This window comes from Paraburkholderia sp. AV2, assembly GCF_054968425.1.
Genome location: NZ_JBANLK010000008.1, coordinates 68331 through 88460, shown reverse-complemented (window position 1 = coordinate 88460; position 20130 = coordinate 68331). Strand labels below are relative to the sequence as shown.

Sequence of the window (20130 nt, the reverse complement as noted above, 5' to 3'; positions counted from 1 at the left end):
TGGAGTCGCAATGCAGATTCAGGAACACACGGCCGCTCAAGTCCACGCTGCCGCCACGGCGGCCGCCCGGGCCGCCGACGACTGGGCTCAATCGTCGGCGCAAACGCGCGCCACGCTCTTACGCGGACTGGCCGACGTTCTCGCGGCGAATCGCGAAGCGCTCGTTCGTCTCGCCGACGAAGAGACGTCGCTCGGACCCGCAAGGCTCAATGGCGAACTCGACCGCACGCAATTTCAGCTGCGCGGTTTCGCCGATCACGTGGAAGCCGGACATGCCTTCACCCTGTCCGACGATCCCGCGATTGCCGGCGCGCCGCCTGCAGGGCGCCCGCATCTGACCCGCGTGCGCATACCAGTCGGCCCCGTGGCCATGTTCTCGGCAAGCAATTTTCCGTTCGCGTTCTCCGTCCTCGGCGGCGATACCGCCTCGGCACTGGCCGCGGGCTGCCCGGTGGTGGTCAAAGCGCACCCCGGTCATCCGCGGCTCTCGCGCAAGGTCTTCGAACTCGCGCAATCGGTGCTGGCGCAGCAGGATCTGCCCGCCGGCCTGTTCGGCATGGTAGAGGGGGCGGGCGTCGAGGTCGGCGTCGAACTCGTACGCCACCCGCACATGGCGGCTGTCGCGTTCACGGGCTCGTTCAAGGGCGGCGCGGCGCTGTGGGCGCAGGCGAACGCGCGCGTGCGGCCGATTCCGTTCTATGGCGAACTGGGCTCGATCAATCCCGTCATCGCGCTGCCCTCGGCGCTCGCCGGGCAGGCTGAGGAACTGGCGCAGGTTCTGGCGGCCTCCATCGAATTCGGCTGCGGGCAGGTCTGCACGAGTCCCGGTGTCGTCGTCCTGTTCGAGGGCGCGGACGCCGACCGCTTCGAAGCGGCGCTACGCGACGCGCTGCAGACGAAACAACCGCATGCGATGCTGACGCCTGGCATGAAGCGCAACTTCGACGCCGGTGTGGCGCGTCTGCTCGGGACACCTGGCGTACAAACGATACTGGCGGGCGAGTCGAGCGGCGACGAGCATGCCCCGCCGCGACCGGTGCTCGCCCGAACCGTCGCGAAGAACTTCGTGGCACAAGCCGCATTGCACGAAGAGGTGTTCGGTCCCGCCTGCCTGCTCGTGCGCGTGGCCTCCTTCGACGAGATCGTCGACGTGCTGGCCGCGATCGGCGGAACCCTCACAGTCACGCTGTGGGGAGCGGAGAACGAAACGCCCGATGTACGGCGTGTCGCGCGCCGTGCCGCGCAGATCGCCGGGCGCGTGCTGTTCGGCGGCGTCCCCACGGGCGTAGCCGTGACGGGTAGCCAGCAGCACGGCGGCCCCTGGCCGGCATCGACGCAGCCCTTCACGACTTCGGTGGGCTACGCCGCGATGGAGCGCTTCCTTCGACCGGTGGCGCTGCAGAGCGCGCCCGGCTGGTTGAGCGAACGGGCCGGGCGGCCTTGCTGACGCGTTCGAAACACGGCTAGCGTCGGACCCAAAGAGAGACACAGGTGGAGACAGTTCAATCGAAGCAGTCCGCAGCGGAGAATCCCTGGGGCGTTCTCGTGCTGCTCGCGCTGGGTCTCATGATTTCCTTCGTCGACCGAACGAGTCTGTCCGCGGCACTCGCGGACAGGCATTTCATCCGCGAGTTCGCGCTGACGAGCGTCGAGCGCGGCTGGCTCAATTCCGCCGTCTTCTGGTCCTACGGTCTCGCGCAGATGCCGATGGGCTGGCTCGTCGACCGCTATGGCGTGAAGTGGCTCTATACCGTCTGCTTCGCCGTCTGGTGCATCGCGGCCGCCGCGACGGGGCTCGTGACGACGCTCGCGGCGCTCATCGTCGTGCGGCTCGTCATCGGCCTTGCCGAGTCCGTCGTGATTCCGGCCACCTATCGCTACCTCGCGAACCACTTCGAGGAGACGCAAAAGGGCACGGCGCTCGGAATCTTCTCGATTGGCGGCAAGATGGGGCCCGCGCTCGGCGCACCGATCGCGGCATGGATGATCGTTGCGTACTCATGGAAGGCGATGTTCGTCGCGACGGGGCTCATCGGGCTGATCTGGCTGCTGCCCTGGCTGCTGATGGTGCGCAACGACTATCCGACGCGGGAGCAACTGGCAAAGGCCGTACACCGCGCCGCCTCCGTGCCGCTGCGCAACCTGCTGGCCAGCCCGGTCGTCTGGGGCGGACTGATCAACAACTTCTGCTACAGCTATTTCGCGTTCTATTGCATGACCTGGATGCCGGCCTATCTGGTCGAGCAACGCGGCTTGTCCCTCGAAAAATCGGGGGTGTACACCTTCATCAGCTTTGTCGGCATCGCGGTCGTGGCCGCGCTCGCGGGATGGGCCGCGGACCGGATCATCGCCGGCGGTGGCGACGCTGTCGCCGTGCGCAAATCGTTTATCGTTACCGGGTTCATGGGCGCCACGACTGTATTGCTCGGCGCCTCGGCGCATTCGGTGGCCATTGCGCTGTTCTGGAACGTGCTCTCGCTCTCGTTGCTGGGCCTCGTCACGGCCAACAACCTCGCGCTGTGCAAGCTGACGCTGATCCCGAAGCAGGCAGTCGGTTTGAACACCGGCTTGCAGCAGGTGGCCACCAGTCTCGCGGGCGGTGTCTCGGCCAGCCTTTCGGGTTGGTTGCTCCATGTTGGCGGTAGTTATACGCTGCCCATGACGGCGATCTTCGCATTCCTGCTGCTGGGTGCGACGAGTACGGTGGTCCTGCTGCGGCGAGAATGGGCGCCAAAGGTCAACGACGTCCCGCTCGAATCCTGATGCCGCCGCGCGGCGGCACTTCGGCAACACTTCATATCGAAGCCAATAAAAAAGCGCCGTGCTTTCGCACGGCGCCCTCTTTACAGCCCGGCAGAGCGCAGGCTATTGCCTCGGCACATAGACCGGCATCGACTCCTCCCACAGCGTATCCGTGATCGCACGCTGACCGCTGCCATCCGCGTTCATCACCCAGTTCTGGCCATCGGGCTGGAACGTGTTGTCGTACAGCGAGAGTTCGTCGCGAAAGCCGTAGACACCCGAGCTATAGGCAATGCGACCGTCCCAGGTCCAGGTCGCATGACCCTGGTTTGCACCGGGCGTCGTCAGGCACTTCAGGTCCGAGCCATCCGGCCGGATCGTGTACACGTCGTAGTGGAACTTGTTCGGATCGTCCGGGTTGACTTCCTTGCGCGTGAACACGATCTTGCTGCCGTCCGGCGACCAGTCCGGCAGGTTGTCCGGCTCGGTGGTCAGGACCGTGGTCTTGCGCGTATCCAGGTCGAGAATGCGCAGTCCCTTGTCGTTTTCGCTCCACACGCGGTAGACCAGTTTCTTGCCGTCCGGCGAATAGCTTGGGAATCCTGCATTTTCTTTCCCGTCGGTCAGAAACTCGGCCTTGCCGTCCATGCTGCCGTCCGCCTTGATCCGTGCGATACGGCCCGGCTGGTACGCGCGCGTGAAGAACCAGCCGCCCACGCCGAAGGCCACCCACTGGCGGTCCGCCGACCACGTCGGCTGGAACGCGCCCGCGAGACCCGCCGCGATCATCTTCGGATCGAGACCGCTCGTGGAAGGGTCGTAAATGCGGCGATAGCCCGTGAAATCGGTGTTCATGACCGCGATCGACGAGTTGACCATCTTCTCCGTGTAGACGAGCTGTTTGCCGTCGCGCGAGAGCTGCGGGAACACGTCGATGAAGCGATAGTTCCACTCGGGATCGAAGCTGAAAAGCGGCGTGCCGTTCGGGTGGACCGGACGCATCGTGATCTTCTCGTAGATCATCGTCTTGCCGTCCGCCGTGTAGCGCGGCGAGCGAATGCCGCTGTCCGCCGTCGAGCGCGAATAGCCGTCGGTCGTGTAGATGCCTTCGTGCTCGCCGCCCTTGATCTGATAGGCCACGTTGGTCGCGCTCACGTATTGCGGGTACACCTTGAAGCCCGGGCTATCGGTCAATTCCTTGCGCTCGCCGCTCGCCACATCCACCTGCACGATCTGCGAGCTGACCTTGTTGATCAGTTCCGGACGATGCGCGCCCCAGGTCGCCTCCACGGGCGCCTCATAAAACACCACATGTTGACCGTCCGGCGACCAGGAAGGCGAGCCCTCCGTAAAGCCGGCGCGCGTGGAAATCTCCTTGAAGCCGGAACCGTCCGGATGAATCACGTAAATGCTCGTCTCCTGCGTGCGCTCCCAGCCCACCGGCAGATTATGGCCGCGCCAGTCGGTGCCGAGGTCCGAAGAGAGCGCAATCCATTTGCCGTCCGGCGACCATGAAGGACGGAAGAAACTGTGCGGCTTGTCCGGATCGAACGGGATGTCGCCGGTGACGTTATGCAGCGCGCCCGTCTTGATGTTCAGCGTCCAGATGTTCGTGGTACCGAAACGATCCTTGCCGCGGCGCGACGAAACGAAGGCGATGACGTTCGGGTCGGTCGGCGAGAAGACGGCCGCATCGCTCACGGCGATGTGATTCGTGAGCCGCTGCAGGCCCGTGCCGTCTACTCGGACGCGATAAAGGCTCGACTGGCCGAGTCCGTTGCGCTCGGACGTAAAGACGATCCACTGGCCGTCCTTCGAAAAGGAGGCGTGATAGTCGAAGCCGTCCGCTTTGAACAGGCGGTGTTCGTCGCTGCCGTCCGCGTTGGCGACATACAGTTCCGAGGTCATCGGACCGATGCGGTACAGCAGCAAGTCGCCTTTCGTGGCAGTGGCAGTGGCGGTAGCCGCGCCGGCCCCGGCAGGCGCGCAGGCCATGGCAGCGACAACGGCCATGTACGGCAAGAGGGTTTTCAGGGAATTCGGGCGATACACAGTGCTAGTCTCCATCTTTATTGGTAGCTTAAGCGAACAGAAAACTGCCGGGGGTGCATGCGCCGCCGGCAGAACAATCCCTTAACCGAGACTGCCCGTCACGTCGTCGAACAGTTCGTCGACCGACAGGCGGCGCGGAATGATCTTCTGGTCGAGCGCCCAGTCGATCGCCAGTTGAATGCCCTTGCGATTCGCCTCCAGCCCGATCGGCGGGAACGCGGCGGGCACGCCTTCGGCCAGCGAGCGGCTTTCGACGATCATCCGGTACAGCTCGCGCACGATATCGGGGCGCTCTTTGGAAACCCGTTCGTGGACCACGAACATGTGATTGATCGGCACCACGCCCTCGCGGGCGAACCAGTCTTTCGCGGCGTTCTGCGCGTCGGGCACGAGCGTGCGCACGCGCGGATCTTTCGGCATGTCCTCGCCGAGCAGCGCAGCGGCAAGCTCGCCGTCCAGCATCATCTGCGGGATCGACGCGCCCTTGGGCAGGCGCTCGCAGTTCTGCGGATCGCTGTACTCGGCCAGGTGCCCATCGCCCAGCGTCATCCACGTGACCTTGTCGAGATCGACGCCATACTCGTGCCGCAGGATGCCGCGAATCCAGAGCGCCGTGGTCTGCGTGTAAGTGCGCACGCCGACCTTCTTGCCCTCGATATCCCTGGGGTCGAGATGTCCGAAGTCGAGGTTGTAGCCCGCACAGTGATGCTGGAAGCGCCCCGAAATAGGCGTGGGCAGCAGCACGTAGGGTTTGCCGTAGGCCCTGGCCTGCAGAAAGGTGACGATCGCCAGTTCGCCCGCCTCGAAAGCGCTTTCGCGCACCATCGCCTTGAAGCCGTTATGTGCGGGCGTCGGTCCGCAGTAGTCGAGCGTGACGAGATCCGACTTCACCCGTCCGTCCTTCATCGCCTGGGTGACCGCGTAGTCGGCCAGATTGGTTCGCAGTTCCGGCACGCCCGTTAGCGTCGTTGTCATGGGGGATACTCCTTTTGCCTGAATCGTTTGAATCGTTTGAATCATTTGAATCGTCCGAATCACCGGCGTCGAATCAAAGCCGTACTTCGATCAGCCGCGGACCGGGCTCGCGCACCGAATCGGCCATGGCTCGATAGAACGCCTCGGCCGTGTCTACCGCTACGGCAGGCACGCCCATGCTCTTCGCCATGGCCTGCCAGTCGATACGGGGACGTTCGAGGTCAATCATCGCGAGCGCGCGCGCGCCCGGCGTGCCGGCGCCCATGTTGGCGTACTCGGCCTTCAGGATTGCGTAGCTATTGTTGGCGAAGATGATCGTCGTGATGTTCAGCCCCTCGCGCGCCTGGGTCCAGAGCGACTGGATCGTGTACATCGCGCTGCCGTCGCCGACCATGCAGAACACGCGCCGGCCGGGGCAGGCCAGCGCGGCGCCGGTCGCCACCGGTGTCGCATAGCCGATCGAGCCGCCCATGTTGTTGATGAGGTCGTGCGGCGCGGCCCCCCTCGTGTAGCCCATCGTCTCGCGCCCAGTGGTAAGCGACTCGTCGACGACGATGCAGTCCTCGGGCAGCGCCGCGGCCAAGGCATGCGCGATGCTGACGGGATTGAGTGCGCCGCTCGGCACGGGCGTTTCCACGCGCGCCTGCAATACGGGCGCCATGGCCGTCGCACCGAGTGCTTCGAGCAGCATGTCGAACGCGAGCGCGCTGTCTTCGTCGGCCTCGACGAGCGGATGCACGAGCGTGCCTTCCGGCTTGAGCAGGCTCGGTTTGTCCGGATAGCTGAAGAACGCAACCGGCTCCTGGGTCTCGACCGTAACGATATGGCGGAAGTCCTTCAGAAAGGCTCGCGCGGGCGCCACGGCGTAGGGAATCCGCTCGAGCGGCACCCGCCCCGCGCCACGCTCGATGCGCGCCGTGAAGAACTGCGAACCGAGCCGCGCGCCGGTGGCCGCCGCTATCCTGCCCGCGCGCTCCAGCGCCTGACCGCGCGTCGCCTTGTTGCCCAGTATGATCAGCGTCGGCTCGCCCGAGCGCAGCACGCGTGCAACGTGCTCGATACGCGCGGCGTCGGGCGTCTTGCGGGCGGCGTGCCCGGCGTGCCCGGCGTGTTCGGCGTTTCCGGCGGGCGGTGCGATCGTCGCGCCCGCCTCTTCCCACGACGTGTTGCCCGGCAGAATCAGCGTCGCGATCTGGCCCGGATGTTCGGATGCCCTGGCCACCGCCTTCGCGGCATCCCACGCAATCGCGCTCGCCGAGTCGGCGCGCCGCACCCAGTGGCTCAATGGCCGCGCCAATCCTTCGATATCCGAAGTCAGCGGCGGATCGTATTTGAGGTGCGAAGTGGAATGCTCGCCGATGATGTTGACCATGCCCGACGACGCACGCTTCGCGTTGTGGATATTGGCGAGCCCGTTTGCCAGTCCCGGCCCGAGATGGAGCAAGGTCGAAGCCGGCGTGTCCTTCATGCGATACCAGCCGTCGGCGGCGCCGGTCGCCACGCCCTCGAACAGGCACAGCACGCTGCGCATCTTCGGGTTCTCGAGCGCCGCCAGAAAGTGCATTTCGGACGTGCCGGGATTGGCAAAGCAGATATCGACACCCCGATCGACGAGGGTGGCAACGAGGCTTTCGGCTCCGTTCATTTAATAGCCCGCCATCTCGCGCGCCATGCCGACGACACCGTAGCTGCGCATCGGCGCCGACATCAGGAAGCGATACCCCTCTTCGATCAGGCGCTTGTGATTCTTGGCCGTGACGTGCGGATTGCCCACCACGACGTTGTGCTTGTGGCAGATCGCCACGATCTGGTGCATCGCATCCTGCACGACGGGATGCTCGTAGTCGCGCGGATAGCCCAGTTGCTGGCTCAGGTCGCCCTCGCCGATCAGGATGAAGCCGATGCCGGGCACGTTCGAGAGCATGTCGTCGAGGTTTTCGATCGCCTCGGTGCTCTCGCACATCAGCCCGACCAGAATCTCGCCTTGCGGGGCGAGCGGCCAGACGTCGGCCTTCCTGTAGTAGTCGGCCATGCTCAAGCCCCAGTAGCGCGACGCCGTGGCGGGGCCGTCGCCGCGCACGCCCTTCGGCTCGTAAAGCGGCGCATTCTTCGGCCGCGCATAGCGGCAGGAGGCCACCGCGTTATAGGCCTGCTCCACCGTCGAGACGTGCGGCCACACCACGCCGTACGCGCCGCGATCGAGCACCTGCTTCGCGAAGGACTGGTTCATTTCGGCGCCGTTCGCCGGAATGCGCGCAATCGGCGTGACGCGCGGCGCCACCGAGCCCGATTCGGCAATCGTCTTGCGGTTCAGCATGTACTGAAGCGCGTCGCCGAATGCGGCGACGTCGTAGGGGTTGTGCTCCATCTCGAAGACGATGCCGTCATAGGGCGCATCGCTCATTTCGATGGCGACCTGCTTGTCCAGCTTCGAGAATGCGGCAAACGCAGGCTTGCCGGATTCGAAAGCGCGAATGATGCTGTTAAGGCGCGTGTCGCTCATGGTCTTTCTCTCTGATAGATAGCCAGCTATTCGAGGCCCGCTCAGTCGGCGGCCTTCCAGTACATGAAGCCCATGCCCTCGCCGGTGCCGGCGGGCGTGCGCCAGCAGGGGACGTAGTCCACGAGCGTCATCTGCGCCCCCGTTTCCTGTACGGCCTTCATGACGCTCACATAGAGCTTGATCTCGGACGTGCCCGACTGATACGAGCGCTCGTCCACCGCGGCGAGTCCGTCGTAGTCGTAGTCGGCCAGCATCTTCATGATCCGATGATCGAATTCCTCGTCGTTGACGAAATGCGAGAGGCCGCCGGAAGCGAAGATCCCCACGCGCACGTCTTCGGGCCAGGCGTTGATGGCGTCGCGCAGCACGCGTCCGAATTCGATGCAGCGCGACATCGAAGGCTGCGTCGGCGGATAGAAGCAGTTCATGATGATCGGGACGTGCGGCGGCGGGTCGTCGTTCATGATCTGGTGATAGACGAAGCTATAGGCGTGCGGCACCACCGGATAGTCGGGCAGCGGCTTCATCCACACGTTGTCGGGCCACGTGAAGAGATCGGTCAGATCGAAGCCTTCGCTCTGGAAGCGGTCGATCAGATACGCCGCCAGTTTGGGGTGGCATGGGTGCGTGACGTGATGGTCCGGCGCATAGACCGCGCGCTGGGGCGGCCCGTTGTGCACTTCCTCGCCGCTATAGATGGCGATGGAGGGCGAGAAGTCGGTGAAGATTTCCTTCTGGTCCTTGCCCAGAATGATGGCCACGTCGATGTGCGCCTCGCGATAGGCCGCGGCCATCGCATCGAGCGCCGCACGGCAGCGCGCCGCGCGCGCGGTGCGCTCTTCGAGCGTCAGGAACTTCTCGAAGGCCGCCTCGCGATGCGCTTCCAGTTCGGGATAAGTCCACGTACGGTTGCGATACCAGAGTTCCGGATTGTTACGGTCTCGCTCGCCGTTTTTCAGCCAGTCCTCCGGGGCTTGTCCGAGCATGCCGCTATGCGGCACCGCCATCCCGAATACAATCTTCGCCATGTGTGAGTTCCAGTCAAATACCACCGGCCGTGCCGGTTGCCAGGGAGTGTGTGTGCGTTGAATTCGCCTGCAAAACCGCGGTTCGTGCGCGTCTAGGCCTGCTTGAGCGAGCCTTGCGCGCCGCTGACCCTGGGCGCCCATTCGGGGCGGAACAGCACCGCCGTCGCCGTGGCGCCAATCAGCAGGAAAACGAGGATCACCCTCATCGGCAGGTCGTAGCTGCCGCCCAGATGGAGCAGCCAGCCCGAGAGGCTCGCCGCCACGCCGCCCGCGAGGCTCGTGGCGACCTGCTGCACGCCGGTGACGAGACCGATGGCCTGCTTCGGGATCAAGGTCAGGCGCGACAGCACGAGGTTGTTCGCCGTGGTCAGGCCGAGCAGCGAGAGCGAGAGCACGTTCCAGAACAGCGCCGCGTCGAGCGAGTTGGCATAGGCGCCGAACAGCACCGTGCATCCCCCCACGAAGCCGGCGATGGTGAACGCCTTGCGCACGCGGATCGGGTTGCCTCCCGCAGCAATGATCCGGTCCGCCGCCCACCCCGCCACGGCCGCGACGATCGCGATGCCGGCGAAGCTGAAGAAGGTGTAGATGCCCGATTCGCCGATCGACAGGCCGCGCTGTTCGACCAGATAGGCGGGCATCCACGTCATGCAATAGAACGTGAAGTAGCCGTAGCAAAAGTTCGTGATCATTCCGCCCCACACCACGGGGCTCGTCAGAATGCTCACGAGCGTCACCGAGCGGGCGCTGCGATCGGCCTGCTTCAGCTCCGCCTTCGACGGCAGGTCGCTGCGAACGAGCAGCAGCCAGGGCAGCAGCCAGGTCAACCCGACGAGGCCCGTCGCAACGAACATGACCTTCCACGAATAGTGGACGATGAACCAGGCTGCAACCGGCGCGCCAATCGCCGGACCGAACTTGTTGCCCATGGCCAGCAGGCCGACGGCGAGACCATTGCGGCTTTCGTCGAAGTTGTTGCGGATCCAGCGATAGCTCGCGGGAATCACGATCGCTTCGGCCATGCCGATCACGAGGCGCAGGACGACGATGCTTTCGAGCGCGGTGACGGCTCCCATCAACGTGGTCGCAATACACCAGAGCACGAAGCAGATCGCGTAGGGCCATTTCACGCCATAGCGGTCCGCCACCCAGCCCATGGGCACCTGGAACACGCCATACGACCAGAAGAAGGCGGCGTTGATCCAGCCGCGGTCGATATCCGTCAACGCAAAATGCCGGATGAAATCCGCGTCCGCCAGCGTCGAGGAAATGCTGGTGCGATCAATGAAGGAAATCAGCACCCCGATGGCGAGGAGCGCAAGAATGCTCCAATGGCCCACATTCCCGCGTCGCTGTGATTTGCCTGTCTCCATTTGCTTCTTCTTTCGGGTTCGAACTACGCTGTTGCCTGGTCACCCATGACGCGCTCGCGCCCTGGGTGGACTGCTCCGCCGCGATGCAACCTCAGGCGAGTGCCGGGTAAAGCTGCTTCGCTGTCCTGCCGAAAATCCACTCGCGGTCTTCGTCGCCGAGGCTCTGCAGACCTGCCTGAGCCGTGGCGAGAATTTCGCCGAGCGTCCCCGGAGATGTCGGGAAATTCGAGCCCCACGCCATGCGCTTTGCACCGAAGGCTTCGACCACGCGCGGAAAGAACGTCCCGGCGCTGGCCTTTTCCTTCGTCACGTCGCCGAAAATGCGCGGCGTGAGCTTCAGATAAATATTCGGCAGATCGGCCAGCGCGAACAGACCGGCTGCATGGGCGTAGGGCGGGCCGTCGAGCACGTCCGGGCGGCCGAGGTGGTCGAGGACGATGTTCACGGTGGGAAACTTCTCGGCCAGCATGCGCACCTGGGGCAAGCCGATCGGGCCGGTCTGGATGCACATGGGCAGCCCGAGTTCCGCCAACATCTCCCACGCCTTGAACGACTTCGGGTTGTCGAGCTCGCTCGGATCGAAGTCCTTCGTCGAGCCGCCGGTGAAGATACGCAGGCCCGCGAGGCCCTTGTCGGCCCAGCCCTTGATCACCGCCGGCACGTCGTCGGCCAGCATGTCCACGGAGCCGACGGCCACGAGCCGGTCCTTGTACTGATTGCAGCCGTCTACGACATAACTGTTGTCGAAGCCATAGGTGGTCGACGAATGAACCACGGCCGCCTTCGCAACGCCCGCCTCGTCCATGGCCGCGATCAGCGTCTCGACCGTGGTCGGACGCTCCTTCGACCACTCCGAACGCTTGCCGAACAGCGGTGCCGGTGGATAACGGAGTTCGTCATCCGAAATGATGTGCGGGTGAATATCGACGATTGAAGAAGCCATGAGTGCCTCTGTCCTTCTCTGATTGCATGCGGCTCGCGCCGGTCTTTAGTTGCCGCGCGCCTTCAGGCGCGCATCGAGCCGCGGATAGACCCGCCGGGCGTTGCCTTCGTAGATCTTGTAGCGATCGTCGTCGGTCAGCGCGGGGCACGCGTCGATGTAGCGCTTCGTGTCGTCGAAGTAATGGCCCGTCTTCGGATCCTTGCCGCGCACCGCACCGATCATTTCCGAGCCGAACAGCACGTTGTCGGCGGGAATGACCTTGGTCAGCAGCTCGACGCCCGGCTGGTGATAAACGCACGAGTCGAAGAAGATATTGTTCAGCAGTCCTTCCAGCGGGCGTTCGCGCATTTCGAGTGACATGCCGCGATAGCGGCCCCAGTGATAGGGCACCGCGCCGCCGCCATGCGGAATCACGAGGCGCAGCGTCGGGAAGTCCTTGAACAGATCCGACTGCAGGATCTGCATGAACACGGAGGTATCGGCATTCAGATAGTGAGCGCCGGTGCCGTGAAAGCACGGGTTGCACGAGGCCGCCACGTGGATCATTGCCGGCACGTCCAGATCGACGAGGGCTTCGTAGAGCGGATACCACTCGCGATCGGTCATCGGCTTGCCGGTCCAGTAGCCGCCGGTCGGGTCGGGGTTCAGGTTGCAGCCCACGAAGCCCAGTTGCTCCACGCAGCGGCGCAACTCGGCAATGCTGTTCGCAGGCGCCGCGCCCGGCGATTGCGGCAACTGGCAGACCGGCGCGAAGTTCTCCGGAAAGAGTTCCGTGACGCGATACACGAGGTCGTTGGAAATTTCGGCCCACTCGAGGCTCGTGCGCTCGTTGCCCAGATGGTGGCTCATCAGGCCGGCAATCGGCGAAAAGAGCGTGAGGTCGCTGCCGCGCTCGCGCTGCAGCTTGAGCTGCCCGTTGCCGATGGCTTCGCGGATCTGGTCGTCGCTCACCCAGGCGCCCTCGCGCGACGGCGCGTTGACCGGGTCGTTAGCGCAGGCGACCTGCTTCGCACGCCAGTCGCGAAACGAAGCGGGAACGGTCGTGAAATGGCCGTGGCAATCGATAATCATGGTGTCTCCTTCCGATCAGCGCGCCAGCGGATCGACGAACAGCTCGCCGATCGACATGCGGCGCGGCGTGAGGCCTTGCTTGAACGCCGTGGCTTCCAGCGCCTCGATCGTCTTGAGGTTCTCCTGCAGGCCATACGGCAGCGGATCGTGGCCCACGATCTTGCGGAGTTCCAGGTATTTCTTGTCGCCGGCGCTCGTGGCCTCTCCCGCATCGAGACGGGCCAGCCATTCCTTCTTGGCCTGCGCGAAGGCGTCGTAGATCGACTTCGCGATCCACGGATGTTCGGCAAGCACCGAATCCTTCACGACGATGGTCCCGTGCATCGGGTACACGCCGGTGCGCGCGTAGTAGTCGGCCTCCAGTTCAGCCGCGTTGGGCAGCAGGTCGGGATAATCGGCTTCCACTTCCTTCCAGCCGCCCGTGGGCGCGCCGGTGCGGCCAATGCCCGCGGCGGCGGCGAAACCCGCCGACAATTCGCCGCTCACCATCATTTCCGCGAGCGAGCTGCCCTGCGGCGCGTGAACCACGTTAGCCGGCAGCTTGAGCTGGGTAACGTGCTCCTCGTCGTCGACCACCCAGATCACCTTCGACGAATCGAGCCCGAATTCGTCGATCAGCACCTGGCGCGTCCACACGCCCGTCGTGACCGAGTAGGCACGCACGCCTACTTTCTTGCCTTCGAGATCCTTGGGCGTCTTGATGCCCGCGTCCGGGCGAACCAGCAGCCCGCCATGGTGAAAACGCCGCACCACGAAGATCGGCAGTGCGACGAACGGCGCCCCGTAGGCGCGCGCGATGATGTAGGTCGTCGGCGCCAGTTCGCAGACGTCGAACTCGACGTCGCGCACCATGCGGCGAAACGCGCCGATCTGCGGCTGGACGGTAATGAACTCGGCGTCCACCCCCTCGATGGGGATGCTGCCATTGCGAATGGCCGACGTATGCGGATGCTCAGCGATTGCGATCTTGAGCGGGACTTTCCTCATCAACCTCTTCTCCAGTGGATGTATCGACGCCGGCGCCGGGCCCGAGGGCTCCAGCGACGAACGTAGCTTGTCTGGGGAGTACGATATTCGAGGAGCGTTGGGGCGTCCCTATACAAAATTCAGATTCACTGGCACTTTTGTTGAGCGCTCGCCGGCACTTTTGTCAGGCGCCGCGTGCCCGAACCGTGCGGTAACTGGACAAAGCCAGGACAAAAAAAACCCGTGCACCTCACGTGCACGGGCTCGTATCGAACCAACATCGGAACGCGGCCGGAGCAACCTCGCCCGGGGGCGCCGGCGATCAGTCCGCCTTGACGCCTTCCACCTGGATCTGCAGCGTCGTCGCCATCTTGAAGCCGTAGGTCTCGCCCCAGTTCACGCCGTAGTCCGCGCGGTTGAATTCGGCCTTCGCGTCGGCGCCGCAGACCTCGCGCTTGAGCATCGGGTTCTGGAAGCACTTGAACGAATCGATCGTCAGGTTCAGCGGCTTCGTCACGCCATGCAGCGTGAACGTGCCGATCACTTCCACCGGCTTGTCGCCGTCGAAGCGGATCGAGGTGCCCTTGTACGTCGCCGTCGGGAACTGGTCGGTGTTGAGGAACTCGGCCGAGCGCACGTGCTTGTCGAGCGCCGCGTCGCCGGTGTCGATCGACGAGGCGTCGATGGTCACGTCCACCGTGCCGGTCTTCGCCTCGCGGTCGAGCACGACGGTGCCGGTCGTCTTCGTGAACTTGCCGCGCCACACCGAAACGCCGCCGAAATGATCGGCCTCGAAGCTCGGATAGGTATGCGTCGGATCGAGGTTATAGGTGGTCGCGGCGGCGAATGCGGGCGTAGCGAGGGCAGCGGCAAGCGCGGCTGCCGCGATGAGCGTGGTCTTCATGGTTTTCTGGATCCTGGCAAGGAAAGAATCGGCGCAAAACGCGCCGGAGATTGGGCTAAAAGCAGGCGGCTAAAACCCGCGGCTAACAAAGCAACCGGGAACAAACAACGGGCGCCTCAGTGCGCGGCCGCCACGATATGAAACTTGATCTGCACGTCGTCGGCCACCACGGACGTGTCCTTCCACTCGCCCGTGCCGATGCCGTACGTAAGACGCTTGATGGGCAGCGCGCCGTCGAACACCTCGTTCGCGCCGTCCTTGTGGAACTGCACGGGCACGACGACGTCCGTGGTCTTGCCCTTGATCGTCAGCTTGCCCGCGACCGAGTAAGCGCCGTTCGCGCCCGCCTTGATCTGCGTGGAAACGAAGGTCGCGTGCGGGAAGTGCGCGGCGTCGAACCATTCGTCGCCGGCCACTTCCTTGTTGTACTCGGGCGCGCCGATGTCGAAGCTCGCGACGTCGACGTCGATCTTCGCGCTCGCGGCGCCGACGTTGGCCGGGTCGAAATGCACGTCGGCGCTGAACTTGTTGAAGCGCCCTTCCACCGGCACGTTCATCTGCTTGAAGACGGCGGTCACGGTGCCCGATGCACTTTCGGCGGCGGCATCGGCGTTGACGCTAAAGCTCGCGCCCGCGGTGAGCGCGGCAATCGAGGCGGCAACGGAGACGGCACGGACGAGTCGTTGGATCATGGCGGTCGGTTCGGTTGAATAGCGTTGGGTTCAGTCGCGCGGCGTGCCGAACGGCAGCATGCGCGCAAGGATGTTCTGCCGGTCGAGCAGCTGATGCTTGACGACCGCGAGCACGTGCAGCACCACGACGGCGAGCAGCGTGTAGTTGAGCGTCACATGAACGGCGCGCAGGACGTGCTTGAGCGCGTCGTCGGGACCGATCAGCGTGGGCAGCGGCCAGATGCCGAGATAGACCACCTGAATACCCGCCGCCGAGCTGTAGAGATAGCCCGTAACCGGAATCGCGAGCATCAGCACGTAGAGCACGGCATGGCCGGCATGCGCGGCGGCGCGCTCCCAGGCGCGCGTGGACGTGGGCAGCGCCGGCGCGGCATGCGTGGCGCGCCAGAGCACGCGCACGAGAACGAGCGCGAGCACCGTCACGCCGATCCACTTGTGCCACGAGAAGTAGCGCAGCTTGGTGGGCGTGATCCCCGGAATGTCGGTCATGACCCAGCCGAGCGCGAAGCCCCACACGATCAGCGCGGCGATCAGCCAGTGCAGCAGCATCGCGATACCGCTATAGCGGCGTGCGGGGGAAGCGGGTCGGTTCATCGTACGGCGGAATCCGGTCGGTAGGAGATACGCACTCTACCGGGCGAAACCTATGCAAACAATCGCCTAAAATGGATCGTTATCATCCATTTCTTCGATAGATCGACCATGGACCGCTCGCCCAGCCTCGAACAATTGCGCGCGTTGATTGCCGTAGCCGAAGCCGGCAGCTTCTCCGCGGCGGCGCGGCAGCTCGACCGCGCGCAGTCGGTGGTTAGTTATACGATAGCCAATCTGGAGGCGCTTCTGGGCGTCGCGCTGTTCGAGCGCGGCAAGCGCAAGCCGGAGCTGACCGCGGCGGGCCGGGCCATCCTCGCCGACGCGCGCCGCCTCGATCTGCTGATGGGCCAGCTCAACGCCAAGGCGGCCGGGCTGCAGCGCGGCCTCGAAGGCGAGGTTTCGCTCGCCGTGGACGTGATGTTCCCCTCGGAGCGCCTCGTCGAAGCCTTGCAGGCGTTCGCCATGGCCTTTCCCACGGTCGCGCTCAATCTCACCATGGAAGCGCTCGGCGGCGTGCTCAAGCTCGTGCTGGACGGCGACTGCGCGCTCGGCATCAGCGGGCCGAACCAGAACTGGCCGCATGTCATCGAGGCGCAGCTGATCGGCACGGTCGAGCTAGTGCTCGTCGCGGCGCCCTGCCATCCGCTCGCTGCGGCGAGCCAGCCGGTGCGGATTTCCGACGCGCGCGAGCACACGCAGCTCGTGCTCACCGACCGCAGCCGCCTGACCGAAGGGCAGAACTTCGGCGTCTACAGCAACCGCGCATGGAAACTGGGCGATCTGGGCGCGAAGCACCGCCTGCTGCTCGCGGGCCTCGGCTGGGGGTCGATGCCGCTGCACCTCGTGCAGGCCGATCTCGACGCCGGGCGGCTCGTGCGCATCGCCCTCGCGGATCGCCGTTCGGTGAACTACAACAGCTCGCTGATCCACCGCACCGATACGGCGCAAGGTCCGGCGGGCCAGTGGCTGGGTCATTACCTGACGAACGGTACGCCGCCGAAAATGCCGGCGCCCGACGCGCGCTGACCGGGCAGACACGGCGTATCGCGTGCGTTCGACCTCCCCGCAACAGTTTGTGACGGCCTGACAATCCTTCACAAACCCTCGCAAGCCGCGCCGCATAGTGCGCCGCGGCCCGCGCCGGGGGCTTGCGGCATGCTGCGCGCCGCCCGCGCGATTTATCGAGACACGCGCGCATGCCATGATCCGGGCCGCCTAATTGCATCGCCCGAACCCGTCATGAGCCACTTCATCGATTTCATCGACTGCCTGCTCTCGAATCTCGTCCTGCTCGCCCTCGTCCACGCCGCCTGCTGGATCGCGCGGCGCGCGCGGCCCGGCCTCGCCGCGCACGGCACGGGGCTCTTCCTCGCGCTGCTGGCGATCGCCCTCGCGTTCGACGCCGCCCTCACCTTCCTCGTGTTCGCCGACGCGGGCGGCAACTGGCGCCAGTACGACCCGCGCGCGACGTTTCCCTGGCGCGCGGCCGCCTATGCGCTCGCTGCCGTGCTGGCGCTGACCGGAGCGCGCGCGGCCCGCCAGCACGCGGCGCGCCGGACGGCGCAGAGCGGCCCGCTCACGATCGAAACCTCGCCCTACAGCCAGTCCACACTGCCGATGTGACGCGCAGCGGCAGCACTGCCTTGCGCTTTCTTATGCCTTCTTGCTCTTGCCCGGCGCATTCTGCGCGACCGCGCCGTTCGCGGGCACCACGCCCGACCAGCCCGGCAGGAAGCGCGCCTGGGGATCGTGCGCATGCGCCAGCGCGTCCGCGAGCGCCGCGTCGAAGTCCTTGCGCACGAGCGAGGCCGGTATCTTCAGGCGCAGATAGTCGGCCCACAGGAATTCGCTGAACGGCGCCGTGTCCTTCGCAAAGCCGCCCGCCACGCGCAATTCGCCCGCGAGGCTCCGGTAAGGATCGTCGGTGAGGCCGGTCAGCTGCTTCGGCAGGTCCTCATAGTCGCAGCGGTTGCCCGAGGCATCGAACGGATGCACCCACTGGCTATGCTCCATCATGCGCCAGAAGAGCGTGGGCTCCAGCCACGAGAGGTCCTTGATCACCGTGACCCGGGCGCTCTCCACGCCTTCCTTGAGCCACGCGAGCCCCAGATGGTGGTGGTCGACCACGTAATAGCGCCCCTTCGGGCCCAGCACCGCGGGAAACCAGTGCGAGTCGATTGAGGCCGTCCGCTTCTTCTTGTCGAGCGCTAGCCAGTGTTTGCGCTTCGCGTCCACCTCGCGATAGCCGACGGTGACCTGGGTAGGCCTCAATTCTTCCAGTTGCACAGTAACCAAATGCAGATCGATGTTCGGCAGTATCATGGTCGCGCCTCGTAGTCTCGTGAATGTCGCAGGCGAAACGATACCGTCGAATGACCATGCGTGCCGCATCTTTGGCCATGGTTTTCATGGGTGACGGTATGTGGCGTCAAATGCGGTGACAAACATGGTGACAAGCGCGGTGACAAGCGCGACCAACGAGGGACGGGCCGCACGGACCGCCATCCTGCGCCCCGCCAGCTTCGCCCCCCGGTCGTATCGGCAGAATTCCTCGAATCAAACCGACTCAATCACCGACTCAAGCGAGGGCATCGTGGATCTCGAAACCATCCGCACATTCATCATGACCCGGGGTATCGACTTCGGGACCAAGGTCGTTGCGGCGATCGTGCTGTGGATCGTCGGACGCTGGGCCATCAACCTGATCGCGGGCCTCCTGCGCAAGGTGCTCGCCCGCAACGAGCGCATCGACCCCACGCTGGCGCACTACCTCAGCTCGATCCTCGCCGCCGTGCTGAACCTGCTGCTGGTTCTCGCGATCCTCCAGGTGTTCGGCGTGCAGACCACTTCGTTCGCGGCGCTGCTCGCGGGCCTCGGCCTCGCCATCGGCACGGCCTGGGGCGGCCTGCTCGCGCATTTCGCGGCGGGCGTGTTCATGCAGGTGCTGCGGCCGTTCAAGGTGGGCGACTTCGTCACGGCAGGCGGCGTGACGGGCACCATCAAGGAGCTCGGCATCTTCGGCACGACCATCATCTCGCCCGACAACGTGGTCAACATCGTCGGCAACAACAAGATCTTTTCGGACACCATCTCGAACTACAGCGCCACGCCCGTGCGGCGCGTCGAGCTGACCGCGAAGATCGCCAACGGCGTCGATCCGCTCGACGCGGCGAAGCGCCTGCGCGAGGCCATCGCGAAGATCCCCAACGTGGCCACGGAGCCCGCGCCGGACGTCGAAGTGCTCTCGTTCACGCCCGAAGGGCCGCTCCTGTGCGTGCGGCCCTACACCAGCAACGCGAACTACTGGCAGGTGTATTTCGACACGAACCGCACGATCGTCGAAACTTTCAGGGCAGCCGGCTATCCGACGCCGGAGACGCCCGCCCTCATCCGCCGCGTGGGCGGCTAGCGGCAGCGGCCGCCGCGCGGCGCCGAAGCGCCGGATCGCGCGACCGGTACCGGCCAAAGGGAAACGGCATCGCCAGTGAACTGGCGATGCCGTTTTTGCATCCGTACGCGGCCGCACGGGCCGCGGGGGGAATCAGCGATTGCCGTTGGGACGGCCCACGCTTTCGTCGTGCGTTTCCTTGCGCATCATCTTCCACACTCCGCCGATCACCACCGGCACGATCGCGGCGCCAATGCCCACGAGTACGATGACGTTCAGGTACTGGCGAATGAACGGAATGTTGCCGAAGAAGTAGCCGAGCAGCACGAGCAGCAGCACCCACAGCAGCGCGCCGACGATATTGAAGAGCTGGAAGCGCTGCGCGCTCATCTGCGAAACGCCCGCGACGAACGGCGCGAACGTGCGCACGACCGGAATGAAGCGGGCAAGCACGATGGTCTTGCCGCCGTGGCGCGCATAGAAGTCGTGGGTCTTTTGCAGCGCGGCGCGGTCGAGGAAGCGTTCGAGCACGGGGATTCGCGTATTGAACACGGCTGGCCCGATTGCGCGGCCAATCAGATAGTTGACGGTGTTGCCCGTCACCGCAGCCACCACGATCAGCGCGATCAGCGCGCCGAGGTCCATCGCGTGCGTCGCCGCGAACGCGCCGCCGATGAAGAGCAGCGAATCGCCCGGCAGGAACGGCAGGACCACGAGACCCGTCTCGCAGAACACGATCAGGAACAGGACGGCGTAGACCCAGGCCCCGTACTGTTGAATGAAGACCCCGAGAAACTTGTCGATGTGCAAGACAAGATTGGCGAACTGCAGCAGCGTGTCCAAAGGTGTCCCTTATTGAGCGAATGGGCGAGAAGGCAAATTGACCGCGCCATCATACC

At 64.9% G+C, this 20130-nt stretch carries 19 protein-coding genes; 5 read left to right on the top strand and 14 right to left on the bottom strand.

The window, feature by feature from the left end; translation table 11 throughout:
* Nucleotides 1-10: 10 nt before the first annotated feature.
* Together V8683_RS08580 and V8683_RS08575 are read left to right on the top strand one after the other, a co-directional pair.
* A complete protein-coding gene (locus tag V8683_RS08580) occupies nt 11-1447 on the top strand; it encodes an aldehyde dehydrogenase (NADP(+)) (RefSeq protein ID WP_411188614.1) in 1437 nt (478 codons plus the stop codon).
* A 44-nt stretch (nt 1448-1491) separates the two neighbouring features.
* Nucleotides 1492-2763, top strand: a complete 1272-nt coding sequence (locus V8683_RS08575) for an MFS transporter (protein WP_411188613.1) — start codon at nt 1492-1494, stop codon at nt 2761-2763.
* 102 nt (nt 2764-2865) lie between these two features.
* Here V8683_RS08575 and V8683_RS08570 read toward each other — a convergent pair whose 3' ends face one another.
* From V8683_RS08570 to V8683_RS08515, 12 genes are all read right to left on the bottom strand, one after another.
* Complete coding sequence (locus tag V8683_RS08570) at nt 2866-4809, bottom strand: TolB family protein (protein ID WP_411188612.1); 1944 nt, start codon at nt 4807-4809, stop codon at nt 2866-2868.
* Between the two features lie 66 nt (nt 4810-4875).
* A complete protein-coding gene (locus V8683_RS08565) occupies nt 4876-5769 on the bottom strand; it encodes a substrate-binding domain-containing protein (RefSeq protein ID WP_411188611.1) in 894 nt (297 codons plus the stop codon).
* Nucleotides 5770-5842: 73 nt separating this feature from the next.
* Nucleotides 5843-7414, bottom strand: coding sequence for an acetolactate synthase large subunit (locus V8683_RS08560; RefSeq protein WP_411188610.1), 1572 nt, complete (start codon nt 7412-7414; stop codon nt 5843-5845).
* Nucleotides 7415-8272, bottom strand: a complete 858-nt coding sequence (locus V8683_RS08555) for an HpcH/HpaI aldolase family protein (protein WP_411188609.1) — start codon at nt 8270-8272, stop codon at nt 7415-7417.
* A 41-nt stretch (nt 8273-8313) separates the two neighbouring features.
* Nucleotides 8314-9300: a DODA-type extradiol aromatic ring-opening family dioxygenase gene (locus tag V8683_RS08550; RefSeq protein WP_411188608.1), complete on the bottom strand. Its 987-nt coding sequence runs from the start codon at nt 9298-9300 to the stop codon at nt 8314-8316.
* Nucleotides 9301-9392: 92 nt separating this feature from the next.
* A complete protein-coding gene (locus V8683_RS08545) occupies nt 9393-10673 on the bottom strand; it encodes an MFS transporter (RefSeq protein WP_411188607.1) in 1281 nt (426 codons plus the stop codon).
* Between the two features lie 91 nt (nt 10674-10764).
* A complete protein-coding gene (locus V8683_RS08540; RefSeq protein WP_411188606.1) occupies nt 10765-11616 on the bottom strand; it encodes an amidohydrolase family protein in 852 nt (283 codons plus the stop codon).
* A gap of 45 nt (nt 11617-11661) precedes the next feature.
* Entirely contained in the window at nt 11662-12687 is a 1026-nt protein-coding gene (locus V8683_RS08535; RefSeq protein WP_411188605.1) for an amidohydrolase family protein, read from the bottom strand.
* 15 nt (nt 12688-12702) lie between these two features.
* Nucleotides 12703-13677, bottom strand: a complete 975-nt coding sequence (locus V8683_RS08530; protein ID WP_411188604.1) for a PhnD/SsuA/transferrin family substrate-binding protein — start codon at nt 13675-13677, stop codon at nt 12703-12705.
* A 298-nt stretch (nt 13678-13975) separates the two neighbouring features.
* A complete protein-coding gene (locus V8683_RS08525; RefSeq protein ID WP_027794221.1) occupies nt 13976-14557 on the bottom strand; it encodes a YceI family protein in 582 nt (193 codons plus the stop codon).
* Nucleotides 14558-14673: 116 nt separating this feature from the next.
* Nucleotides 14674-15249: a YceI family protein gene (locus V8683_RS08520; protein ID WP_411188603.1), complete on the bottom strand. Its 576-nt coding sequence runs from the start codon at nt 15247-15249 to the stop codon at nt 14674-14676.
* Nucleotides 15250-15279: 30 nt separating this feature from the next.
* Entirely contained in the window at nt 15280-15843 is a 564-nt protein-coding gene (locus tag V8683_RS08515) for a cytochrome b (RefSeq protein ID WP_411188602.1), read from the bottom strand.
* A gap of 108 nt (nt 15844-15951) precedes the next feature.
* Between V8683_RS08515 and V8683_RS08510 the strand changes: the two genes are divergently transcribed.
* Both V8683_RS08510 and V8683_RS08505 read left to right on the top strand, forming a co-directional pair.
* The gene (locus V8683_RS08510) at nt 15952-16869 is read left to right on the top strand and encodes a LysR family transcriptional regulator (protein WP_411188601.1); all 918 of its coding nucleotides are present in this window, start codon (nt 15952-15954) and stop codon (nt 16867-16869) included.
* Between the two features lie 213 nt (nt 16870-17082).
* Nucleotides 17083-17466 carry a hypothetical protein gene (locus V8683_RS08505; protein WP_411188600.1) on the top strand — a complete coding sequence of 128 codons (384 nt, stop codon included), beginning with the start codon at nt 17083-17085 and terminating at the stop codon, nt 17464-17466.
* A 30-nt stretch (nt 17467-17496) separates the two neighbouring features.
* Here the strand turns inward: V8683_RS08505 and V8683_RS08500 are convergent, their stop codons facing one another.
* Nucleotides 17497-18165 (bottom strand): ParB-like protein, encoded by a 669-nt coding sequence (locus V8683_RS08500; protein WP_411188599.1) that lies wholly within the window; start codon nt 18163-18165, stop codon nt 17497-17499.
* A gap of 271 nt (nt 18166-18436) precedes the next feature.
* On the opposite strand from V8683_RS08500, the gene V8683_RS08495 reads away from it, so the two are divergent.
* The gene (locus V8683_RS08495) at nt 18437-19252 is read left to right on the top strand and encodes a mechanosensitive ion channel family protein (protein WP_411188598.1); all 816 of its coding nucleotides are present in this window, start codon (nt 18437-18439) and stop codon (nt 19250-19252) included.
* Nucleotides 19253-19384: 132 nt separating this feature from the next.
* On the opposite strand, the gene V8683_RS08490 is transcribed toward V8683_RS08495, so the two are convergent.
* Entirely contained in the window at nt 19385-20074 is a 690-nt protein-coding gene (locus V8683_RS08490; RefSeq protein WP_411188597.1) for a DedA family protein, read from the bottom strand.
* Nucleotides 20075-20130: the final 56 nt, after the last annotated feature.

What these genes read in the sequence shown, in the direction of transcription:
- V8683_RS08555 (WP_411188609.1), bottom strand. Translation starts at nt 8,272, where the DNA reads ATGAGCGACACGCGCCTTAACAGCATCATTCGCGCTTTCGAATCCGGC.
- V8683_RS08500 (WP_411188599.1), bottom strand. Translation starts at nt 18,165, where the DNA reads ATGATACTGCCGAACATCGATCTGCATTTGGTTACTGTGCAACTGGAA.
- V8683_RS08525 (WP_027794221.1), bottom strand. Translation starts at nt 14,557, where the DNA reads ATGAAGACCACGCTCATCGCGGCAGCCGCGCTTGCCGCTGCCCTCGCT.
- V8683_RS08545 (WP_411188607.1), bottom strand. Translation starts at nt 10,673, where the DNA reads ATGGAGACAGGCAAATCACAGCGACGCGGGAATGTGGGCCATTGGAGC.
- V8683_RS08560 (WP_411188610.1), bottom strand. Translation starts at nt 7,414, where the DNA reads ATGAACGGAGCCGAAAGCCTCGTTGCCACCCTCGTCGATCGGGGTGTC.
- V8683_RS08535 (WP_411188605.1), bottom strand. Translation starts at nt 12,687, where the DNA reads ATGATTATCGATTGCCACGGCCATTTCACGACCGTTCCCGCTTCGTTT.
- V8683_RS08510 (WP_411188601.1), top strand. Translation starts at nt 15,952, where the DNA reads ATGGACCGCTCGCCCAGCCTCGAACAATTGCGCGCGTTGATTGCCGTA.
- V8683_RS08550 (WP_411188608.1), bottom strand. Translation starts at nt 9,300, where the DNA reads ATGGCGAAGATTGTATTCGGGATGGCGGTGCCGCATAGCGGCATGCTC.
- V8683_RS08520 (WP_411188603.1), bottom strand. Translation starts at nt 15,249, where the DNA reads ATGATCCAACGACTCGTCCGTGCCGTCTCCGTTGCCGCCTCGATTGCC.
- V8683_RS08540 (WP_411188606.1), bottom strand. Translation starts at nt 11,616, where the DNA reads ATGGCTTCTTCAATCGTCGATATTCACCCGCACATCATTTCGGATGAC.
- V8683_RS08505 (WP_411188600.1), top strand. Translation starts at nt 17,083, where the DNA reads ATGAGCCACTTCATCGATTTCATCGACTGCCTGCTCTCGAATCTCGTC.
- V8683_RS08580 (WP_411188614.1), top strand. Translation starts at nt 11, where the DNA reads ATGCAGATTCAGGAACACACGGCCGCTCAAGTCCACGCTGCCGCCACG.
- V8683_RS08515 (WP_411188602.1), bottom strand. Translation starts at nt 15,843, where the DNA reads ATGAACCGACCCGCTTCCCCCGCACGCCGCTATAGCGGTATCGCGATG.
- V8683_RS08570 (WP_411188612.1), bottom strand. Translation starts at nt 4,809, where the DNA reads ATGGAGACTAGCACTGTGTATCGCCCGAATTCCCTGAAAACCCTCTTG.
- V8683_RS08565 (WP_411188611.1), bottom strand. Translation starts at nt 5,769, where the DNA reads ATGACAACGACGCTAACGGGCGTGCCGGAACTGCGAACCAATCTGGCC.